This window comes from Winslowiella sp. 2C04, from assembly GCF_050037805.1.
Taxonomy (GTDB): Bacteria; Pseudomonadota; Gammaproteobacteria; order Enterobacterales; family Enterobacteriaceae; genus Erwinia; species Erwinia toletana_A.
The window spans coordinates 1,361,289-1,376,435 of the sequence record NZ_CP188300.1; the positions used below are offsets into that span (position 1 = coordinate 1,361,289).

The 15,147-nt window shown below is 51.8% G+C and carries 12 protein-coding genes; 11 read left to right on the top strand and 1 reads right to left on the bottom strand.

All coding sequences use genetic code 11. The features are described from left to right. Window positions 1–121: 121 nt before the first annotated feature. Window positions 122–280, bottom strand: coding sequence for a hypothetical protein (locus ACP3TC_RS05930; protein WP_313853030.1), 159 nt, complete (start codon window positions 278–280; stop codon window positions 122–124). A 209-nt stretch (window positions 281–489) separates the two neighbouring features. Between ACP3TC_RS05930 and ACP3TC_RS05935 the strand changes: the two genes are divergently transcribed. The 11 genes from ACP3TC_RS05935 to ACP3TC_RS05985 all read left to right on the top strand — a co-directional run bounded on the left by ACP3TC_RS05935 (window position 490) and on the right by ACP3TC_RS05985 (window position 15,141). Continuing rightward, entirely contained in the window at window positions 490–738 is a 249-nt protein-coding gene (locus ACP3TC_RS05935; protein WP_052897134.1) for a hypothetical protein, read from the top strand. A 249-nt stretch (window positions 739–987) separates the two neighbouring features. Then, entirely contained in the window at window positions 988–1,722 is a 735-nt protein-coding gene (locus ACP3TC_RS05940) for a PAS domain-containing protein (protein WP_313853025.1), read from the top strand. Window positions 1,723–1,804: 82 nt separating this feature from the next. Beyond that, window positions 1,805–2,542 carry a PAS domain-containing protein gene (locus ACP3TC_RS05945; protein WP_426817752.1) on the top strand — a complete coding sequence of 246 codons (738 nt, stop codon included), beginning with the start codon at window positions 1,805–1,807 and terminating at the stop codon, window positions 2,540–2,542. A 1,068-nt stretch (window positions 2,543–3,610) separates the two neighbouring features. Further along, window positions 3,611–4,108 carry a type VI secretion system contractile sheath small subunit gene (tssB, locus tag ACP3TC_RS05950; RefSeq protein ID WP_313853021.1) on the top strand — a complete coding sequence of 166 codons (498 nt, stop codon included), beginning with the start codon at window positions 3,611–3,613 and terminating at the stop codon, window positions 4,106–4,108. A 33-nt stretch (window positions 4,109–4,141) separates the two neighbouring features. Then, a complete protein-coding gene (tssC, locus tag ACP3TC_RS05955) occupies window positions 4,142–5,689 on the top strand; it encodes a type VI secretion system contractile sheath large subunit (protein ID WP_313853020.1) in 1,548 nt (515 codons plus the stop codon). Between the two features lie 12 nt (window positions 5,690–5,701). Beyond that, window positions 5,702–7,042, top strand: a complete 1,341-nt coding sequence (gene tssK / locus ACP3TC_RS05960) for a type VI secretion system baseplate subunit TssK (protein WP_426817753.1) — start codon at window positions 5,702–5,704, stop codon at window positions 7,040–7,042. After that, window positions 7,039–7,728 carry a type VI secretion system protein TssL, short form gene (tssL, locus tag ACP3TC_RS05965; RefSeq protein WP_313853016.1) on the top strand — a complete coding sequence of 230 codons (690 nt, stop codon included), beginning with the start codon at window positions 7,039–7,041 and terminating at the stop codon, window positions 7,726–7,728. Before tssK ends, tssL begins: the two co-directional genes overlap by 4 nt. Beyond that, the gene (locus ACP3TC_RS05970) at window positions 7,725–9,443 is read left to right on the top strand and encodes an OmpA family protein (RefSeq protein ID WP_426817754.1); all 1,719 of its coding nucleotides are present in this window, start codon (window positions 7,725–7,727) and stop codon (window positions 9,441–9,443) included. Before tssL ends, ACP3TC_RS05970 begins: the two co-directional genes overlap by 4 nt. Before the next feature lie 5 nt (window positions 9,444–9,448). Continuing rightward, window positions 9,449–9,940: a type VI secretion system effector Hcp gene (gene hcp, locus ACP3TC_RS05975; RefSeq protein WP_313853013.1), complete on the top strand. Its 492-nt coding sequence runs from the start codon at window positions 9,449–9,451 to the stop codon at window positions 9,938–9,940. A gap of 162 nt (window positions 9,941–10,102) precedes the next feature. After that, window positions 10,103–12,769: a type VI secretion system ATPase TssH gene (gene tssH, locus ACP3TC_RS05980; protein WP_426818243.1), complete on the top strand. Its 2,667-nt coding sequence runs from the start codon at window positions 10,103–10,105 to the stop codon at window positions 12,767–12,769. Next, window positions 12,766–15,141, top strand: a complete 2,376-nt coding sequence (locus ACP3TC_RS05985) for a type VI secretion system Vgr family protein (RefSeq protein ID WP_426817755.1) — start codon at window positions 12,766–12,768, stop codon at window positions 15,139–15,141. Before tssH ends, ACP3TC_RS05985 begins: the two co-directional genes overlap by 4 nt. Window positions 15,142–15,147 lie beyond the last annotated feature (6 nt).

Sequence of the window (15,147 nt, forward strand, 5' to 3'; positions counted from 1 at the left end):
TACGGAAATTTAATGTAAACAGTTTTCGCGCTGAAGCAGCATTCTGCTTACCTTTTCAGCGGAAAAACAACGGCTGAGTAACTTGCTATCCGGTTACTCAGCCTGAGAAAACCGTCAGCGATTATCGCGACGGTCTGTCATTAAGCGGATACAGCAGATCTTTAACGATGGCGATGCGTTGTTCAGGCGTCAGATAGAAAATACCCGGCATTTTTCTGCGCTGGGGTTCATTGCGCCAGAGGCGCTCGAGCTGTTTTAAAAAAGCAGTTGTAGAGTGCATAATGGCCTCCCGTGATGTTAATCAGGAAGATAAGCGGTTAAACGCGGAACAAATAGTGATGGAATAATTAAATATCTTCCGGGTTTATTGATGTTTCTGAAACAGCCAGATAATTCTGAATAGCGTTTCAAAATGTTGCTCAGTGCCGATTATTTCGACCTGCAACCGATTTTTTTGCCAGGCTTAAAGTCCCAACAACAGGAGGCTATATGAAAGACCGAGCATATGAATCCGCATCAAACGAGGACGAGGTCTGCTGTTTAATCGGTCAGGCTGTAATTGAACTGAGTGATGCAAACCAACCTGTCAATAAATCCACGCTATCGCTTAAGTTATTGTCGATGGCTGACAGGGACAGTGATGATGATAAAGTGATTCTTTACTGGATTGCCAGAAAGGCCATCACTCAACCCCATAAGTTCAATATTGGTGTCACGCGCTGGGCAAATACCCAGTAGCTGAATGGCAAGCAGGGATGCTTGCCGAAAAGCGTAGTGCTCAATTTACCCGAGCGTAACCCCCCTGATAATTTCCATCCTAAGTAATCAGCCATCCTGCAGGTAGCCAATCAGTGTAACAACGGATAAAGCGCTATCTTGTGGTGACTGTTCGAAAAGTATACGATAGCGTAATGCCTGTACTTAGATACAGGTTTGGTATGGAGCCATGGTGGGCTTCTAATGGAGTATTTTATACAAGGAGTTAATATGACTGAGCTCGTAGAAAAGAATCAGTTAAACAGAAAGGCTTCACAATTAATATTACCTGGAATGTTAATACGTACTCTTGATCAATTTCAAGAGCCTTATTTTATAAAGGATCTTGATTCAAGATTCATTTATGCCAATTTTGCAACTGCGAAACTTACTGGTCTTCGCTCACCCGATGAGATGCTTTACAAGCGAGAAAATGATTTTCATTCTCGCCTTACGGAAAATGAGGTTATTGTTTCAGAATGGCAAGCGCAGGATAAAAAGATATCGCAAAGCAGAAAGGCATTAATTTTGCTTGAAATTCATCCTAAGGCTGTTGATTTCCCTTATATTGTTAGGAAGTTACCTTTTTATGATGATGATAATCAGTGCGTAGGAGTGATTACATATTGCAGAAACCTTGAGGTTTTTACTCTTAAAGATTTTGTTAAAGGTAATACTCCTGGATCCTTACTATTAAGTAAACCTGATGATTTTTTTACTGAAAAAGAATGCGAAATTATATTCCTAAAACTTCAAGGAATGACTAGCAAAGAGGTAGGAAATAGATTACATCTTTCATCAAGGACTATTGATAATCGTTTAAAGTGTTTGTACGACAAGGTAGGAGTGAATCACTTTGATGATTTTAGTGATTTTTGCGAAAGGCGAGATTATAATCGATATCTGCCTAAAAAGTTTATTCTGCAGCAAAAAATAACCTTTGAAAAGAAGTTAAATCAGCTATAAATTCAATTAATTTATGAGAAATTAAAAATATTGGCATGCCTTAAGATTGAAAATTATTATAGATAAATATAAAGGAACTATTATGTCTAGTGATGCATTTTCCGAGAAGAATAAATCAATCTCAAATCATATGTCCTTACCTAAAATGCTTACAAATACACTCGATCAGATGCATGAACCATATGCAATAAAGGATATAAACTCTCGTTATATCTATGCTAATAGAGCGATTGCGAAATTAGTGGGATTAAGTTCGCCCGACTATATGCTTACAAAACAGGAGAGTGAGTTGGAGTCAAGGCTGACAGAGAGTCAGTATATTGTTGATGAATGGCAGCATCAGGATAGAATAGTTGTGCAGAATCATAAGTCGATTACTATGCTGGAAATACATTTACAACAATTGAATCATCCGTACATCATCAGAAAACTACCTTTTTATGACGATGGTGGGCATTGTGTTGGGGTGGTACTGCATTCCAAAAGCATAGAAAATTTCAACCTAAACAAATATATAAAAATAAATGCACCCAGTTCCCTATTGCTTAATAAACCCGATGAGTTTTTTAGCGAACCAGAGTGCGAGTTTGTGTTTCTGAAGCTTCAAAGGATGAGTAATAAGGAAATCGCCACTGTTTTGCAGCTCTCTTATGCGGCGGTTGATGAACAGATTGGAAAAATCTATGAAAAATGCGACGTCACGCATACGGATGATTTTATCGAATTTTGTGAACGGCGTAACTATCATCGCTATCTTCCTGAGAGCTTCATTCAGCAGAAAGGAAATGTATTCAAGAAGGATAATAATTTTATTATTTAATAGTTAATTATTAAATTTAATAGCGATAAGCAGAGTGTTTAGTCGCCAACCAAAAAACGCTCTGCTTTAGCTATTGGTGGTATTTTAGCCGATCGATCAGAGTAAACGTCACGCTGTTAAAATGAGGCAGTAGTCTCATTTTAACCGGCGTTGTCGTCGATTCTGATGCCAGCAGGTGAGGGTTAGAGAGAGTATCAATTACTCAATTTGCCGGGTAGTGATTACACTTAAAAGTAGCGTTTTTAGCGGTAGAATTTTCAATGATTACAATATCTCAAAGCATTTATATAATTGTTAGTGCAATTTTATTCGTTGCAATAATTAGCTCGAAAATTAACCAGTCTCAGGCAAAAAAAAGCCCCTTACCGTGGGTAAGGGGTTGCCACTTTGGCCAACACCAGGGAAATCGTTTTTGTAGGTGAACCTATCCTTTGGTATAGGTTTTAAAACATCGTATACGGTTTTTACAGATTGAGCAAGAGAATAAATAAATAACAATGACGATATTTTGTACGATGCGGTTATTTAATAAACCTCATTAATATCCCGCTAAGTGAATTTCGGCGAGACTGAAGTCGCAAATTAGCCGCACAGGTTGTAATATCAATGTTATAGCGAGTTATCTTATTCGTTATCAAACTTATTATTTTCTCAGAGCAGAGATTATAATTACGTAAAGTTAATCGGTCACGCTACCATAACCGTCTTAGCCCCTCTCCAGCCCCATTTCCCCGGCAATCAATCGCAGCGCAAGCATCGGTTGTCATTATTTGTAACTTACATAACCACTAATAGTTAAATATGAGTGATTATTTCGCTCAAAAAACCATCGATTACATCACAGCTTTCACAATAAATTTTCCCTGTCTTTCGGATAAATCCTGGTATTCTTAAGTGATTTTTATCAATAACTTATCTCAAATTGTTGGAAAATTCTTAGTTAAATCAGTAACAAGGATCGAAATTGCTCACTTGCTACCTGTAAAAGTTTTGCTATATAGTCGCCTGGAATCACATATGGAAAGTGTGCTTACTCTCGCTTTCCGGGGCAATATTACAGGAATTAATATGAGCAATTCTTATCAGAATGAAATCCCGAAAGCGCGTGTTAATATTAAATTAGACCTGCATACGGGTAACGCTGCGCTTAAGACCGAACTGCCGCTGAAACTGCTGGTGACCGGTGATTTCAGCAATGGCCAGGAGCAGCGTGTGCTGTCCGAGCGCGAAAAGGTCAACGTTAATAAAAATAATTTCGACAGCGTGCTGGCGGAATTTTCTCCTGCTGTAAATCTCTCCGTTGAAAACACGCTGGCCGGCGACGGCAGTGATGAGAACGTCCGCCTGACCTTCCGCGATATGAAAGATTTCACGCCGGAGCAGGTCGCCCGCCAGATCCCTCAGCTGAAAGCGATGCTCGCCATGCGCAACCTGCTGCGTGACCTCAAATCAAACCTGCTGGATAACGTCACTTTCCGCAAAGAGCTTGAGTCCATCCTGAAAAATCCTGCCCTGAGTGACGAATTACGTCGTGAACTGTCTGCACTGGCGCCAGAAAAAGCCTGATCGCTGACGTTATTAACGGATTAATACGAGAGAATGCTGATGTCTGTTCAAAATGAAACCACCTCTGCCGGTGAAACCATCGTGCTGGATCGCCCGGTTGTGGGCGGCGTTTACGCTTCACTGTTTGAAAAAATTAATCTCAGCCCGGTTGCGCAGCTAAGCGACCTGGATATCTGGCAGGATGCTCAGGCTATGTCTGATGCTTCGGCGGATGAGCGCCTGACGGCCGGTATGCAGGTGTTCCTGGAGTGCCTGAGTAAAGCCGGTTCAAAGGTCGACAAGCTGGACAAAACGCTGATTGACCACCACATCGCCGAGCTGGATTTTCAGATTAGCCGCCAGCTGGATGCGGTCATGCACCACGAAGAATTCCAACGCGTTGAGTCACTGTGGCGCGGTGTGAAATCGCTGGTGGATAAAACCGATTTCCGTCAGAACGTAAAAATTGAATTGCTGGACCTGTCTAAAGATGACCTGCGCCAGGATTTTGAAGATGCGCCGGAAATTATTCAGAGTGGCCTGTATAACCACACCTACATTGCTGAATACGACACCCCGGGCGGTGAACCGATTGGGGCACTGATTTCCGGTTACGAGTTTGACGCGTCTGCTCAGGACGTGGCACTGCTGCGTAATATCTCTAAAGTTGCCGCAGCGGCACATATGCCATTTATCGGTTCCGCTGGCCCGAAATTCTTCCTGAAAGACTCGATGGAAGAGGTGGCTGCGATTAAAGATATCGGTAACTACTTTGACCGTGCCGAATATATCAAATGGAAATCTTTCCGCGAAACCGACGACTCCCGCTACATCGGTCTGGTGATGCCGCGCGTGCTTGGCCGCCTGCCGTACGGCCCGGATACCGTTCCGGTGCGCAGTTTTAACTACGTGGAAGAGGTGAAAGGCCCGGATCACGGTAAGTATCTGTGGACCAACGCCTCTTTTGCCTTTGCCGCCAATATGGTGCGCAGCTTTATTAACAACGGCTGGTGCGTACAAATTCGCGGCCCGCAGGCCGGTGGTGCGGTGCAGGATCTGCCAATCCATCTTTACGACCTGGGCACCGGTAATCAGGTGAAAATCCCGTCAGAGGTGATGATCCCGGAAACCCGCGAGTTCGAATTCGCCAACCTCGGTTTTATTCCGCTGTCGTATTATAAAAACCGTGATTACGCCTGCTTCTTCTCGGCCAACTCCACGCAGAAACCGGCGCTGTACGACACCGCTGATGCGACCGCCAACAGCCGCATCAATGCACGTCTGCCGTATATCTTCCTGCTGTCGCGTATTGCTCACTACCTGAAGCTGATTCAGCGTGAAAATATCGGCACCACCAAGGATCGTCGCCTGCTGGAACTGGAACTCAATACCTGGATTCGTGGGCTGGTTACTGAAATGACCGATCCGGGCGATGAACTGCAGGCCTCACACCCACTGCGTGATGCAAAAGTGGTGGTGGAAGATATCGAGGACAACCCGGGTTTCTTCCGCGTGAAGCTGTACGCGGTGCCGCACTTCCAGGTGGAAGGAATGGACGTGAATCTGTCACTGGTTTCCCAGATGCCTAAAGCTAAATCGTAAGGCGGGTAATCTGTGAAAACGGAACAACCGTTATGGGGCAGGGGGATCATGGTCTCGCCCCAACATTTCCAGCAACAGGCCGCATACGCGGCCTGGTCAGCAGAGTGTATTGCACGAATGGGCCTCAGCCATCCCTGGGGAATTATTGAGGCCCTATTTGAGCCGGCGGCACTTAAGCTCGGTCGCTTGCAGGCTCGTCATCTGCACGTTCGTTTTCAGGACGGAACGCTTGTCGATACCGGCAATGCTGATGCGTTGCCGCCAGTGCTGTCTCTTGACGGTGAGTCACATGAAACCGTGGTGGTATTGGCACTGCCGCTGCTGCGCGCCAATGGTGGCAACTGCCTGAAGCCTGATGAGGTGGCAGAGCGGCCTGTGCGCTATCGCCAACGCTGGCATGATGTTCGTAACCAGTTTGGTGACGATACCCGCCAGATTGCCGTAATGCAGCCAGAGCTGACCCTGCGTTTTGCCCATCAGAATAACAGCGACTATCTGACCTGTCCGGTGGCGCGCCTGCAGCAGGATTCTCAGGGGCTCTGGACGCTTGATGAGGCTTTTCTGCCGCCGTTACTGACGATACAGAGCAGCAGCTGGCTGATGATTCAGCTGGAACAACTGATGAGTCAGCTCCGCGCCCGTTTAACGCGTCTGATGGCGATGCGCCGTGAAAGCAATGAACGAATGGCGGATTTTGCCGTAGCTGATGTCTCGTTGTTCTGGTTGCTGAATGCCCTGAATAGTGCTGAGCCGGTATTGGGGCAGTTTCAGCGTTTTCCTCAGAGCGCACCGGAGCGTCTGTATCCGGAACTGGCACGTTTGGCGGGTAGTCTGCTGACTTTTTCGCTGGAGCATCAGGTCAGCGCCATCCCTGTCTGGCAACACGAGCAACTGAATACGGTATTCCCGCCGCTGTTTGACTTGCTGAGTGACCTGCTGGAAGCCAGCCTGCCGTCGCGAGTAGTAGCTATTGAGCTTACTCATGACAAACGACTGCGCCAGTGGTTGGCACGTCTGCAGGATCCACGACTGCGCGAAGGCGCTGATTATTATCTGTCTGTTCGCTCTCCACTTCCGGCGGCGCAGCTGCAGGAGCAGTTCGCGCGCCAGTGCAAGGTGGGCAGTCCGGATTACGTCACCAGTCTGGTGAATGCCTCTCGTCAGGGAATTCCACTGAATCCTCTGCGTCATGTGCCGGCCGCGATTCCACTGCGTCTGGAAAATCAGTATTTCTCCCTCGATCTGTCCCATCCGGCAGCACGGGAGATGCTGGAGAGCGGCAGCTGTATGTTCTATACCCCAGGTACGCTCGGCGAGCCTGATCTTGAACTCTATGCGGTACTGAGAACATGAGTGACAACAAACGCGGGATAGCCGCGTCCTGCAATATCGATGCGCTGTTGCAGGATACCTGGTTGCAGGTAATCAGCCTGCGTCATGGTCCGGAGTTCAAAGATGGTGAAGGCCGGATGCTGTGGGATCGCTGCGTGGCGGACGTGGAGCGCGTGCAGCAGGCTCTCAAAGACGCTGGTGTGGATGAAGCGAGCTGCCAGCATATCCTCACCGCTCAATGTGCGCTATTGGATGAGGCGGTAAAAAGTCGGGGTGTACAGGATGATGCCTGCGTGCAGTGGTATGACATCCCTCTGCAGGGGCATTTTCTCGGCACTATGGAAGCGGGCGATACCCTGTGTGACCGTATGCGTGACGTTCTGCGCGAATCCTCACCGGACGAGACAGTGCTGACCTGCTTCCAGCGAGTGATGATGCTGGGCTTCCTCGGCAGCTTTCGCTCAATACACGATCCGCAACGTCAAAAACTGGTAGCCGCGCTGAGTGAGCAGGTTGCGCCATTCAGTTTTCCACAGAGCCATCCGATACTGGCCGAGAGCCGCGCCGGACGTGGGATGAGTGGTTGGCTTTCCAGTTGGCCTGTGCGAATTGGCCTGAGCATACTTATCCTTGCCGCATTGTGGTGGGGCCTCAGCCATTGGCTGGATCAGTTGCTGACAACCCTGTTGCCTGAGGCGGTGAAATGAGTCCTGCTCAACAGCGCCTGCTGGTGTTGTGGGCGGTGCTGCTGAGCGGCGTCGTCTGTCTGGGGTTTCTGCCTGCGTCACGACTGGTGGCTGTTTTACTGATGCTCGCTATTTGGGGCCTGATTTCGGTGGTTTGGTTTATCACCCGCCGCCGGGCTGAGCATACCGCAGTGGCTCGTCTTGATAATTTGCCGGAGGTGGCATATCGCCAGCCAATCGTGCTGGTTTGCGGCGACCTGCCGCAGGACTGGCCGGAAGTATCACAGGTACTGACGGTCACTCAGGGCTGTTGGATTCGGGTCGAAGATCATCAGGATGTGGATCAGGTGGCGCGACAGGTGCTGGAACTGCGTCCGGACTGGGGACGTCAGCTGTCGGTGATGGTCAGCGTCTGTCCGCAGAAGCACACCGACACCGAAGCGCTTACCAGCCGTTTACTGGTCCTGCGCTGGCAAATCAGCCAGCTGCGTCGTGAAACGGGTCATACGGTGCCGCTGGTACTTAACGGTCAGGTGGGCAGCGCCTTAATGAGCGATATGCTCTGGCAGGCTGCGATTCCGGGGGAAGGCATCAGCGTATGGCGTGAATCCTCCGCACCCTGTTCGATTGCGGCCTGGGTCACCACCGGCGGTGCGATGGCAATGCAGCAGCAGGTGCTGATGAACAGTCTGATGAGCTGGTTTAAGCAACACGTCAAGACGGTGTTTATGGACGAGAACCCGGACATTCCGGCCATTGCGCCGACCGCTGTGCTGTGGGGAATTGGCCCGGCTTTAAGTGGTGTAAAAACTTTATCGCTCTGGACGGCCTGGTTAACGCGCCATACCGCGATGCAGAACGTGGCTGGCTGGCATCCTGCCTGTGCTGAAACTTCGGCGATGTCGCTGATGCCAGATTTTGTGCTGCCAATATTGCCGGAAGGTCAGGGACTGACTGGCCTGCAAAAAGCCTGGCGCTGTGGGCTGGTGATTTTCACCCTCGCTGCAGCCGCTGCTCTGTGCAGCAGCGGCTGGAATAACCGCCAGTTACTGCAGCGTCTGAGCTTCGACATTCAGCATTACGATCGTATCTCAATGGATGATTACGGTCCGAAAGCGGCTGCGGTGAACGTACTTCGCCAGGATGCGGCTCAGCTGGATCAATGGGCACGCAACGGTGAACCATTACGCATGAGCCTTGGTTTGTATCAGGGCGAGCGCCTGCGCCTGCCAGTACTGAATGCAGTCCGCTCTTACGTGCCGCCACCTCCACCGCCGCCGCCGCCACCAAAACCAGAGCCAAAGCCGGTGCCGAAAATCATCCGCCTCGACAGCATGTCGCTGTTCGACTCCGGTAAAGCCTTACTCAAAACCGGCTCGACCAAAATGCTGGTGAACTCGCTGGTCGGCATCAAGGCCAAACCGGGCTGGCTGATTGTGATAGCCGGGCATACCGATATCACCGGTAACCCGCAGCTTAATCAGACGTTGTCGCTAAAGCGTGCTGAAGCGGTACGTAACTGGATGCGAGACACCGGTGACGTGCCGGAAAGCTGTTTTGCGGTGCAGGGCTATGGCGAAAGCCGTCCGATCGCAACGAACGACACGCCGGAAGGCCGTGCGCTTAACCGGCGTGTCGAAATCAGTCTGGTACCGCAGGCGGACGCCTGTCAGCTACCAGGTAATACCCCCACGTCATCTCAGGATGATGACGTTGATAACAATCTAATGGAGTAAATCTCATGGCAATTCCTGTTTATCTTTGGCTGAAAGACGACGGCGGCGCGGACATTAAAGGATCAGTGGACGTTCAGGATCGTGAAGGCAGCATCGAGATCGTTGCTCAGGAACACAACCTGTACATCCCGACCGATAACAACACCGGCAAACTGACCGGTACCCGCATCCACACGCCGTTCCTGTTCACCAAGGAAATCGACTCTGCCAGCCCGTATCTGTACAAAGCGGTGACCACCGGCCAGACCCTGAAATCGGCTGAGTTTAAGTGGTTCAAAATCAACGACGCCGGTCAGGAAGTTGAGTATTTCAACACCAAACTGGAAAACGTGAAGGTAGTGAAGGTCAATCCAGTGATGCACGACATCAAGGATCCGTCCTTTGAGAAGCACAACCACCTCGAGCAGATCGAGCTGCGTTACGAAAAAATCACCTGGACCTACAAAGACGGCAACATCATTCATTCCGATTCCTGGAACGAACGCGCCACCGCGTAAGTCGCTGGCGGGCAGGTTTCTGTCCGCCATTTCTTTCCTGAGTGCCCGGCCTCTCGGGTACTGAGCAAAGCATCCCTCAATTTGGAAATCTGACCTGATGCGCTTTGGTTACAGCGATGGGCGGTAGCGTGCCTGAAGGTCTCTGACAGCGAGTTAATGAACATGGAAAACCCGGCTATCCTATTGCGTCGTCTGAATCCTTACTGTGCCCGTGCTATGGAAGGCGCAGCTTCACTGTGCCAGACCCGTGCGCATGCGGAAATCCTGCCGGAACACTGGCTGCTGAAACTGCTGGAGCAGGGTGAAGGTGACCTGACGGTGCTGGCGCGTCGCTACGAATGGGACATGGATGCAATCTGGCAGGATCTGCTGGGCTGGCTGGATAAACTGCCGCGTTCGGTGCGCGGTCGCCCTCAGCTTTCCGCCAGCATTCAGTCTCTGATGCAGGAGGCCTGGCTGCTGGCGTCGCTGGCGGGTGAGGAGAGCATTCGCGGTGTGCATCTGCTGATGGCGCTGGTCGATAAACCGGCGCTGGTCGGTTGTGATGGCCTGTGGCCACTGCTGACCCTCGGTCAGAGCCAGCTGGTACGGTTACGCCCGCTGCTTGATGCGCAGTCTGATGAGCGCCCGGAAGTTCAGCAGCAGGCGGAGCTGGCGCAGCATCACGGCGGGGAAGTCGAATTTGTCGGTCTTCCGGCTGAGGCCGGGCTACAGGAAGGTGAGCTGTCACCGGCGCTGCAGAACGCGCTGGACAAGTTTACCCTCGATGTCACCGCTAAAGCGCAGCAGGGCAACATCGACCCGGTATTTGGCCGTGACAGTGAAATCCGTCAGATGGTGGATATTCTCTCTCGCCGTCGCAAAAATAATCCGATTCTGGTCGGCGAGCCGGGAGTGGGTAAAACCGCACTGGTGGAAGGGCTGGCGCTGCGTATTGCCGAAGGTAATGTGCCGGAAAGTCTGAAAACTGTCTCACTGCGCACTCTCGATCTCGGGCTGTTGCAGGCAGGAGCTGGCGTAAAAGGCGAATTTGAACAACGGCTAAAAAACGTGATCGACGCAGTCCAGCAATCACCGACGCCCATTTTGCTGTTTATCGATGAAGCCCACACCATTATTGGCGCGGGTAACCAGGCCGGTGGGGCAGATGCCGCCAACCTGCTGAAACCGGCACTGGCGCGCGGTGAACTGCGCACTATCGCGGCCACCACCTGGAGCGAATACAAGCAATATTTTGAGCGCGATGCTGCGCTGGAGCGCCGCTTCCAGATGGTGAAAGTCGATGAGCCGGACGACGATACCGCCTGCCTGATGTTGCGCGGCCTGAAATCCCGCTACGCCGAACATCATGGCGTACATATCACCGACGACGCGGTGCGCGCCGCTGTCACGCTTTCCCGTCGCTACCTTACCGGACGCCAGCTGCCGGATAAAGCGGTTGATCTGCTGGATACCGCGGCGGCGCGAGTGCGCATGAGCCTGGATACCGTGCCGGAAGCTATTACCCAGCTTAAAGCACAGCTGACGGCGCTGGAACTGGAGGCGCAGGCGCTGCTGGAAGATATCGCCGTCGGCGGAAATAAACATGGTGACCGCCTGTGCGCGATTGAAACACAGCGTGCACAGCTGGAAGAGACCCTGCAACAGCAGCACGCCCACTTTGCTGAGGAACAGCGGCTTGCGCTTCAGCTGATGGCGTGTCGCCAAGATATCAGTCGTCAGGCGGAAATCCACTCTCTGCAGCAGCAACTCGATACTTTGCAACAGCACAGCGCTCTGATTCAGATTGATGTCGATACCCGCACCGTGGCGAACGTGATTGCCGACTGGACCGGCGTGCCGCTGTCTTCGCTGATGAAAGATGAGCAAAGCGAACTGCTGACGCTGGAAAATGAAATCGGTAAACGCGTGGTAGGGCAGGATGTGGCGCTGGTCGCCGTTGCGCAGCGCCTGCGCGCCGCCAAAACCGGGCTTACTTCTGAAAACGGGCCGCAGGGAGTATTTCTGCTGGTAGGGCCAAGCGGAGTGGGTAAAACCGAAACCGCGCTGGCGCTGGCCGACGTGCTGTATGGCGGTGAAAAATCACTGATTACTATCAACCTTTCAGAATACCAGGAGCCGCATACCGTTTCGCAGCTGAAGGGTTCTCCGCCGGGCTATGTCGGTTACGGCCAGGGCGGGATTCTTACCGAAGCGGTACGCAAACGTCCGTACAGCGTGGTGCTGCTGGATGAGGTGGAAAAGGCGCACCGCGACGTCATGAACCTGTTCTACCAGGTATTTGACCGTGGATTTATGCGTGACGGTGAAGGGCGTGAAATCGATTTTCGCAACACGGTGATTCTGATGACCTCCAATCTGGGCAGCGATTCTATTATGCAGCTGCTGGACGAACAGCCGGAGGCCACTGACGGCGCGCTGCAAGAACTGCTGCGGCCAATGTTGCGCGACCATTTCCAGCCCGCACTGCTGGCGCGTTTCCAGACGGTTATCTACCGCCCGCTGGCGCCAGCCGCGATGCGCACTATCGTTGAGATGAAGCTCGGCCAGGTCAGCAAGCGCTTACATCGACATTACGGCCTGACTACCCATATCGAAGACAGCCTGTACGACGCACTGACCGCCGCCTGCCTGCTGCCGGATACCGGCGCACGTAATGTCGACAGCCTGCTTAATCAGCAAATATTGCCGGTACTGAGTCAGCAACTGCTCACACACATCGCCGCGCAGCAGAAACCTCAATCACTGACCTTCGGCTGGGATGAAAATGAAGGTATTGCGCTTGAGTTTAATATGGATGTTGCCCTGACAGAGGGATACAAGGAATGAGTAATAATCCGTTATCACTCATCTTCAGCCACAGCCACCATGTGCTGGCGGTTCGTGACTGCCAGTCGCCGCTGGACGTGCTGGTTTTTGATGGTGAAGATGCTCTCAGCCAGCCGTTTAAATATCGGGTTGAGTTTACCAGTCCAGACCATACCATCAGCCGCGAAGCGATGCTGATGAAATCCGCCTCCCTGACATTACAGGCACCGGTCGACCAGGGTTACGGCATTAAAATTCAGCAGCCGGTGCGGGTGATGCAGGGGGTTGTGACCGGATTTGAGCGACTCAGCACCTCAAAGGATGAAACCCACTACGCCCTGACACTGCAGCCGCGGCTGGCGCTGCTCGACCGCTCGCACCAGAACGCTATTTACCAGGATTTGTCGGTGCCGCAGATTGTGGAAAAAATTCTGCGTGAGCGCCACAACCTGCGCGGTCAGGATTTTCTGTTCTCCCTCACCCGCGAGTATCCGCGACGCGAGCAGGTAATGCAGTATGGCGAGGACGACCTGCACTTTATTCGCCGCCTGCTCGGCGAGGTGGGAATCTGGTTCCGCTTCACCACCGACACACGTCTGAATATTGATGTGGTGGAGTTTTACGACAGCCAACAGGGCTACGAGCAGGGCCTGACCTTGCCGTCAGTGCCGCCCTCCGGTCAGCATGACCAGGGGGTGGAATCTGTCTGGGGTATGGAAAGTCGTCACAATGTGGTGCAGAAACAGGTCAGCACCCGTGACTATAACTATCGCCAGGCGATGGAAGATATGAACACCCTGGTGGATGTGTCCCGTGGCGACACTACCACCTACGGCGATGCCTATCACTATGCGGATAACTACCTGACCCGGGGCAGTATGCATGACCGCAATCCGTCACCGGAGTCCGGTGCGTTTTATGCCCGGATTCGTCATGAGCGCTATCTGAACGGTCAGACCCGGCTGGCTGGCATCACCAACTGCGCGACGCTGTCGCCGGGCCAGCTACTGCAAGTGACCGGAGGTTATGAGGTCACTGAGACCTTTACCAAAGGGGTGGTTATCACCGCGATGACCAGCCACGCGCAGCGCGACAGAAGCTTTGAGGTTCATTTTAACGCCATTCCGGACAGCAGCGACTACGGCTTTCGCCCGGAGCCAGGCGCTCGCCCGGTAATGGCGGGCACGCTACCGGCGCGCGTGACCAGCACCACCGAAAACGATACCTACGGCCATATCGACAAAGATGGTCGCTACCGCGTCAGTGTTTTGTTTGACCGCGACAGCCGGGAGACCGGCTTTGAGAGCCTGTGGGTACGCCAGTCGCGCCCTTACGCCGGGGGCGCCTACGGCTTGCACCTGCCGCTGCTGGCTGGCACCGAAGTGGCGATTGGTTTTGAAGGCGGTAATCCGGATCGTCCGTATATTGTTGGCGTACTGCACGACTCGGCGCATACCGACCACGTCAGCATCCGCAACTTTAAGCGCAACGTACTGCGCACACCCGCCAACAATAAGATTCGACTGGACGACAGCCGTGGTCAGGAACACATCAAAGTTTCGACCGAATACGGTGGCAAAAGCCAGCTGAACCTCGGGCATCTGGTGGATGGGGAGAAGCAGAAGCGCGGGGAAGGTGTTGAACTGCGCAGCGATGACTGGGTTTCAGTTCGCGGTGGTAAGGGGCTGCTGCTTACCACCCAACTGCAACCGAAAGCGATGGCCCAGCAACTGAGCATGGATGAAATTAAACGTCAGTTGTCAGATGCACTGTCATTGGCGCAATCTCTCTCTGATTTATTGCAGACAGCGCGTATTGATCCAATGGATAACAGTACCCAGCAACAGTTTTTACATCAAAATCTGGATCAGTTACAGCAACCTGCCATTGTTGCCGGAGCCCCCGGGGGTATAGCCCTGTCGACCCCTCAGCATCTTCAGTTAAGTGCAAACCAGAATCAGATGATAACAGCCGGTGGGAATACGGAAATCAGTGCGTTAAAACGTATGGTCCTGGCATCGAAAAAAGGCTTTGTTGCATTTGTTCATGAACTGGGCATGAAGCTGGTAGCCGCCTCAGGCAAGGTGGAAATTCAGGCGCAAACTGATGCGATGGATATTACCGCCAGCAAAGCACTCTCTGTCACCAGCACCGGTGACGAAATTATCATTTCGGCAAAGAAAAAAATTACTCTGCAGTGTGGAGGTTCCTGTCTGACGATCGACCCGACAAAAATTGAGCACAACACCGGCGGAAGCTTTTCTGTTAAAAGTGCTGATTTTGATTATGCCGGACCGGCAAAAAAGGAGGCGCCTTTCCCTAAATTTACCGCATGTGAATCTATCTCAGCGGAAGCAGCGAGTCAGGGTGACGCCACTGTGCCACTCAAATAAGGAGCG